This window comes from Nonomuraea aurantiaca, assembly GCF_020215705.1.
In the GTDB taxonomy this organism is placed as follows: Bacteria; Actinomycetota; Actinomycetes; order Streptosporangiales; family Streptosporangiaceae; genus Nonomuraea; species Nonomuraea aurantiaca.
In genome coordinates, this window is the sequence record NZ_JAIWNB010000042.1 from 47,146 (window position 1) to 53,343 (window position 6,198).

Genomic DNA, 6,198 nt, shown 5'->3' on the forward strand with positions numbered 1-6,198 from the left:
CCCTCTTCGATGGCAGACTGAGCCCTGCCATGACGTCCGCGACGCCCCCTGACCTGCCCGTCCAGCTCGCCACCTTCGTAGGCAGGCAGTCCGAGCTGGCCGCGGTGCGCGCGCTGCTGGACACCGGGCGGCTGGTGACGCTGACCGGCACCGGCGGCGTCGGCAAGACCCGGCTCGCCGCGCAGATCGCCGCCGCCGAGGTCGCGCGCCGGCCGGACGGTGTCTGGTGGGTCGAACTGGCGGCCGTCACCGACCAGGCGCGGCTCGCCGAGCTGGTCGCGGCGCGGCTCGGCGTGCTCGTCGAACCCCTCCAAGGTCCCGTACGGTCGATGACGGCACAGTTGCGCGGCCGCCGCGCGCTGCTCTGCCTGGACAACTGCGAGCACGTCATCGACGGCGCCGCCGAGCTGACCGGCGCGCTGCTGTCGTCGTGCCCGGAGCTGTCGGTGCTGATCACCAGCCGCGAGCCGCTGGCCGTGCCGGGCGAGGTGGTCTGGCGGGTGCCGCCGCTGGTCCCGGACGAGGCGTTGCGGCTGTTCGTCGAGCGGGGCCGCCAGGTGCGGCAGCTGTTCGACCTGGACCAGGAGGGTGCGGCCGCCGCGCGGGTGCTGTGCTCCCGGCTCGACGGCGTCCCGCTCGCCATCGAGCTCGCGGCCGCATGGTTGGGCTCACTCACCCCGCAACAGATCGAGCGCGGCCTGGACGACCGGTTCGGCCTGCTCGTCCGCAGCCCGCGTGGCGTCGCCGCGCGCCAGCAGACCCTGGCGGCGTCCATCGCCTGGAGCCACGACCTGCTCGACGAGCCGGACCGTGCGGTGTTCCGCCGCCTCGCGGTGTTTCCTTCCGGCTTCGACCTGGAGGCCGTACGGACGGTCTGCGCGGGCGGAGTGGTCGCTCGCGACGACGTGCTCGCCGCCATCGGCCGCCTGGTGGACAAGTCGCTGGTGGTCGCGGAGACCCGCGGCGGCGTGTCCCGCTTCCTGCTGCTGGAGACCATCCGCGACTACGCCGCCGATCGGCTGCGTGAGGCCGGGGAGGTCCACCTCGTCCGCGACCGCCATCTCGGCCACTTCCTGGCCTTTGCCGGCGGCCCCGAGCGGGCCGCCGATCTCGACGCCTGGCGCGCCCGGCTCGAGGGTGAGTACGACAACCTGCGCGCCGCCCTGGAATGGGGGCTGGCCACCGATCCCGACAGGGGACGCCGCCTCGCCGCCGAGCTGTCGTGGTTGTGGCATCTGCATCGGCACGGGCACGAGGGCATCGGGTTCCTGCGCCGCGCCATCGACCGCGTGCCGGCGGACCGATCGCTGCTGCAGGCGCGGCTGCTCGCCGGGTTAGCGCTGGTCGCGGACACCACGAGCCCGCTGGACATGGAATACGACGTGGCACGGCAGGCGCTCGAACTGGCCACCGCCCACGGAGACGAGAGCCTGCGCGGCCAGTGCTTTTCCCTGGCAGCAGTCGGCCGGTTCTACACCGACTTCACCGCCGCCTGGGACCTGACCGTCGAGGCGATCCGCTCCGCCGACCTCGCGGGCGACCAGTTGTTCAAACATTCTCAGCTGGCGCTGCAGGGCATGATCAGACAGCTGCAGGACCGGCACGACGAGGCCCGCCCGCTGCTGGAGGCGGCACTCGACGGCCTGCGCCACCGTCACCGCGGGATAGCGTCGACCACGCTGGCCTACCTGTCGAGCGGAGCGCTCGCGACCGGCCGGCCGGCCGAGGCCCGCCGCCTGGCCGAGCAGTCGCTCGAACTCGCCGAGCCGCTCGGCGACTACCTGCGCGTCGGTATGGCACGCGGTGCCCTGGCCGCGGCGTACACCGCGTCCGGAGACGTGAGCGCGGCGCTGGAGGCGATGCGGCCCCTGCTGCTGCTCATGGAGAACGCCGAAGCAGCCGTCTTCGTGCCCGGCATGGGGTCGGCACTCGCACAAGTGCTGATGGCCGGCGGCGATCTCGACGGGGCGCTGCGCTGGTTCGAGCACGATGTGGGCCAGGCCGAGCACGTCGCGCCGACCTACCTCGCGGCGCAGGCGTACGCCGGCTACGCGGAGGCCCTACGACGCGCCGGCCGGTACGAAGACGCCCGCGGCGAGCTCGACCGGGCGGCGGCCATCGCCGGCAAGCTCGGCATGCCACGCGTCCTCGCGGACGTGCTGCAGCAACAGGCCCTTCTCACCGGCGATCCCGACCTGCACCACGAGGCGCTGACCATTCGCGTCGCCCACGGGCTGCGCACGTTCTGGGTGGACAGCCTGGACGCGATCGCCGCCTGGCTGCCCCCGCCGAACGCGGTGCGGACGCTGGCCGCGAGCACCACGGCACGCGCGGCCCTGGGATATCCACGGGCCGTGGCCGAACGACGTGAGTACGACGAACTGCTCGCCCGGCTCAGGCAGAGGCTCGGTGAACAGTTCGCGACGGCATGGGCGGCGGGCGCCGAGCTGTCCCTCGACGACGCGGTCGCTTACGTCCGCCGCAGCCGGGGTACCCGCGACCGGTCGGCCACCGGTTGGGACAGCCTCACCCCGACCGAGGTGAGCGTGGCCCAGCTGGCCGCCACCGGCCTCAACAACCCGCAGATCGGAGCACGACTCTTCATGAGCCGAAGCACCGTCAAGACCCACCTCTCCCATATCTACGCCAAACTCGGTGTCGCCAACCGCACCGAACTCGCCGGAGTAGCGTCATTCAGCGACGATCGGCGCCGCGACGGTGGTCGGCGATGACCTTGCCGGCCGCGCCGAACAGCCGCTTTCGGGCATACTCGCCGTCGAGCAGGTCGGCGCTGCGCCGCAGATGGTGGTAGGTGCCGCGGTACTCGCCCTCGCCATGCGCGGCGACCGGCCGCTCATCCGAGGGGAGACGCAAGGAACGGGACGGCGCGCAGGCTCTTCGGCGCGCCGGCACCGGTCGGAGCCAAGGACCCGTGATGGGCACCGGCACCTTCGTGAGGTGGGTGTCTTACGAGGGTGCCGGCCCCCTGCCGGCGGCGATCTCGGCGAAGGCGCGGATGCGTGCGTTCTCGTGCGCGGTGCACCAGATCGGCCCCAGAGGCAGGGGTGGCATATCCCGGATGGGGATGGTCACGATGTCCGAGCGGCGGAACAGCGGCATGTGCTCGACGGTGGGATGGATGACGCGTCCGCGCGCCACCAGGGAAGCCGTCTCATGAATGGTGCCGACGCGGTACGTGCGGTGGACGGCTCTGCCCGATGGCGTGTACAAGGGCGTGATGGCGTCGTGCAGCGCCGCCGGATACTGCGGCATGATCGCGATCTCCTCATCACCGAGGTCCTCGACGGACACCGATCGCCGGACCGCCAGCGGATGGGCGCTGGCCACAGCCAGCACGCGGGACCGTGAGTCGATCACCGGGCCGGCGGTCAGGTCGGGCTCGTCCAGGATGAGCCAGCTGATCAGGATGTCGATCTCGCCCCGGCGCAACGGTCCGTAAAGATCGGTGACGTTGATCTCGCACAGGGCGATCCGGCAGTCAGGATGGCGTGCCTCGAAGGCCTCGACGACCTGCGTCAAGGCCTGGCCTTCGGCGGTCGCGGCGAACCCGACCCGCAGCAGTCCGGCGGGCTGCCTCGCCTCTGTACGGGCATCGTGGACGGCCGCGAGCAGTTGCCCGTAGGCGGGCTTCATCCGATCGGCGAGCCGGTGGCCCAGAGGGGTGAGGCGCGCACGGCGGCTGGTGCGTTCGAAGAGTGGAGCGCCGATCTCCCGTTCCAGCGAGGCGATGAGCCTGCTCACCTGTGGCTGGGATAGATGGAGTCGTTCGGCGGTGCGTCCGAAGTGGAGTTCCTCGGCCAGCGTCAAGAACGCCTCGACATGGACGAGGGTGAACCTCACCTCACTCACCGCCGCCTTCGTTCGCGTCCGCGCGCCAGATCCATGCGCCCATGGTATCGATCCTTGCATAGATCGCCGTTGATCAAGCCGGCCTGGGCGCGCATGCTGACTTCTGCGGGGGCGTCGGCGAAGACCGGTGTTCTCGCCACGCCTGCCAACGAACCGTGGGGATTCGATGCCGCTTCTTTCTCTGGAGAACAAGGTCGCGCTGGTGACCGGGAGTTCACGTGGTATCGGCCGAGCGACCGCCCGGCGCCTGGCCGCGGACGGCGCTTCGGTGGTCGTCAATTACGTCAACGACGAGCGCGCCGCGCGAGAGGTCGTCACCGCCATTTCCGACGCGGGGGGCAAGGCCGTTCAGATCAAGGCGGACCTGTCGGGGCGGATCGAGGTTCAGCGGTTGTTCGACGAGGCGGAGGCGGCGTTCGGCCGGCTCGACGTGGTCGTCGCCAACGCCGCTACCGCGCTCGTCAAGCCCGTCGTCGAATGCACTGAGGAGGAATTCGACACGGTCTTCGACACCAATACCAAAGGCGTGTTCTTCACCTTGCAGGAGGCCGCGCGGCGCACGTGCGACCAAGGCCGGATCATCGCCGTCTCCACCGCCGGCACGCGCATGTTCTTCACCGAACTGGCGCTCTATCTCGGCAGCAAGGGGGCTGTCGAGCAGTTCGTACGTGTGCTGTCAAGGGAACTGGCAGCGCGCCAGATCACGGTGAACGCGGTCTCACCCGGCTTCACCGACACCGATCTCCTTCCCGAGCGGGATCGGGCGGTCGCGGCAGGCATGTCCGCCTTCAACCGCATCGGCACGCCTGCGGACGTCGCCGACGTGATCGCGTTCCTGGCCGGCGACGCCGCCCGCTGGATAACGGGACAGAACCTCAACGCCACGGGCGGCGTGATCTAGCGTGAGAGCACCGCCGCGTCGATGTGGAAGCGGGCCGAACCGCAGTGCTTCAAGGAGTGCCGGAGCTGGCTGGCGCGCCGCGCCGCCGAGGCGGATGGGTGGAGGTCGCCGTTCGGGGCTCGGGTTATCGCCACTGGCCGTTCTGATGCGGGTGGTCGACCAGCGAGGCTCGGCGACGGCAAGCTAACTACGTGCAGTTGATTTACTGCAGAGAGTCATAATTCTGAGAAGTCGACACTACCGAGACCCGAAAAGGGGAACCACTTTCGCTGGCCGGTCTGACCACCCTGGCCGTCGCCGTGGCGACGGCCAGGGTGGCTCTCGTCAACCCATCGCTTGCCGCGGCCCAAACGCCGGAGCAGCAGTGGTTCATGGAGTTCGACGGCGTGCCGCAGGGAAAGATCTGGACCCGCAGCAGTAGGCACGGCCAGTGTCTGACCGCGGACCCCGAACACCTCTGCCGTCACCACCGCCCCCTGCGGATGATCTCTCGACTCTCCGTCGCCTAGGTAGTCGGTACGACCGCTGCATGACTTCGGGCTCACCTTTGGCTGGCCCCCAACAAGGGCGCCGGCTACGCCAGCAGGATCCCGAGTGAGGTCGTCGGCTTCAACTGCGCCTAGCCGCACCGCCGCCCGCTCCGAGCCGGGAGCGGGCGGCCGTCCGCGCGATCGCGGTTACTCAGCGCTACTTTTGGGGGCTCATACGGCTACCCGAGCATCCGGCCTTCTGGTCGGTGGCTAGGAGTTGTCCGAGGTGATCGCGGCGGGCTCGGTCTTGGACCGAGCGGCTGCGAGGGTCTTGTGGACGACGCCGACGAGACCTCCACTCCGGCGGCGATGCCCTCCAGTACCTTGACGCCGACGCCGCGCTGGAACAGGTCGTTGAGGACGATCAGCCCTTCCAGGAGGTTGCGGCCGAGCCGGTCGACCTCCTGGACGGTCAGCGGGTCGCCGTCGCGGATGTAGGACAGAGTATTCAGCGGATCGGGCCGGTCGTTGGTGGCGAGTTGCCGCTGATCTTCTCCTCGAAGACCTACCAGCAGATGGGATGGAGGGCGTCGTGCTGCCGCTGGATGTTCTGCTTGTCGGTGCTGACTCGGATCAGGCCTCTTGCGTTCACGGCAAGGTCGGCACCTCAGAAGGTGTGTTCGATCCCGAACAGCGGCCTGCCGATCCTGCCCGACCACTCCCCAGATATTCCTTAGCACGAATATTCGTTATAGTGAATACTTCCGTCCATAGACGCATTGTTCACCGCATTGGCCGACCCGGCCCGCTGGCGGCTCGTGGGCCTGCTTGCCGAGCGGCCGCGGCCGGTCGGTGTTCTCGCTCAGCTCGCCCAGGCGCGCCAGCCACAGACGACCAAGCACCTGCAGGCCCTTGAGCGTGCCGGCGTCGTCACCTCCCAGCGCTCCGGCCAGCGCC

At 69.7% G+C, this 6,198-nt stretch carries 6 protein-coding genes; 3 read left to right on the forward strand and 3 right to left on the reverse strand.

The window, feature by feature from the left end:
- The first annotated feature begins 29 nt into the window (after positions 1-29).
- Entirely contained in the window at positions 30-2,732 is a 2,703-nt protein-coding gene (locus LDL49_RS58880; RefSeq protein ID WP_308016295.1) for a helix-turn-helix transcriptional regulator, read from the forward strand.
- On the opposite strand, the gene LDL49_RS51040 is transcribed toward LDL49_RS58880, so the two are convergent.
- Positions 2,695-2,874 (reverse strand): hypothetical protein, encoded by a 180-nt coding sequence (locus LDL49_RS51040; RefSeq protein WP_225302206.1) that lies wholly within the window; start codon positions 2,872-2,874, stop codon positions 2,695-2,697. The two genes, LDL49_RS58880 and LDL49_RS51040, sit on opposite strands and share 38 nt — an antisense overlap.
- Before the next feature lie 93 nt (positions 2,875-2,967).
- Positions 2,968-3,870 carry a LysR family transcriptional regulator gene (locus tag LDL49_RS51045; RefSeq protein ID WP_225302207.1) on the reverse strand — a complete coding sequence of 301 codons (903 nt, stop codon included), beginning with the start codon at positions 3,868-3,870 and terminating at the stop codon, positions 2,968-2,970.
- Positions 3,871-3,997: 127 nt separating this feature from the next.
- On the opposite strand from LDL49_RS51045, the gene LDL49_RS51050 reads away from it, so the two are divergent.
- The gene (locus LDL49_RS51050) at positions 3,998-4,771 is read left to right on the forward strand and encodes an SDR family oxidoreductase (RefSeq protein WP_225302208.1); all 774 of its coding nucleotides are present in this window, start codon (positions 3,998-4,000) and stop codon (positions 4,769-4,771) included.
- Positions 4,772-5,480: 709 nt separating this feature from the next.
- On the opposite strand, the gene LDL49_RS58885 is transcribed toward LDL49_RS51050, so the two are convergent.
- A complete protein-coding gene (locus LDL49_RS58885) occupies positions 5,481-5,981 on the reverse strand; it encodes a recombinase family protein (protein ID WP_308016296.1) in 501 nt (166 codons plus the stop codon).
- 39 nt (positions 5,982-6,020) lie between these two features.
- Here LDL49_RS58885 and LDL49_RS51060 point away from each other — a divergent pair.
- The coding region (locus LDL49_RS51060) for an ArsR/SmtB family transcription factor (RefSeq protein ID WP_225302212.1) at positions 6,021-6,198 on the forward strand (178 nt) is incomplete at its 3' end.

Bases quoted from the DNA above. Each gene is read 5' to 3' on its own strand.
- LDL49_RS58880 (WP_308016295.1), top strand. From the start codon at position 30: ATGACGTCCGCGACGCCCCCTGACCTGCCCGTCCAGCTCGCCACCTTC.